General features: G+C 68.4%; 1 pseudogene. It reads right to left on the bottom strand.

The features are described from left to right. Positions 1–157: 157 nt before the first annotated feature. Positions 158–376, bottom strand: a pseudogene (locus SK571_RS46275) (hypothetical protein); the annotation flags it as partial.

The following is a 376-nucleotide window of genomic DNA, read 5'->3' as shown; positions in this document are numbered from 1 at the left end:
CGCTGCTGACGCGGCGTCAACACCGCTGCCGCACAACGCTTCAGGTACGCGTAGTAGCCGGAGGCCGAGACGCTCAGCAGGCGCGCCATGCGCCGGACCGCGAACCGCTCGCCCTCGGTCACGCCGGCGATGTCATCGGGGCCGGCGTACTTGGCCATCAGAGCGAACCGGGCCGGTTCTTCTGCATCGCGGCAAAGTACGCCGAGGCTTTTACCAGGAACGCGTTGTCCTTCTCCAGCTCGGCGACCTGTTTACGCAACCGCTGCAGCTCGGCCCGCTCGGCCGCCTCCAGCGGGTTCTCGCCCTGAACCTCGGCGGCGGCGATCCGGCGCCGCTCGTCTTTGACCCAGACGCTCAACATTCCCGCGTCGATCCC

Origin of the sequence: Lentzea kristufekii (genome assembly GCF_033949925.1) — a bacterium.
Classification (GTDB): Bacteria; Actinomycetota; Actinomycetes; order Mycobacteriales; family Pseudonocardiaceae; genus Lentzea; species Lentzea kristufekii.
This window is presented reverse-complemented; position numbering and strand designations above follow the sequence as displayed.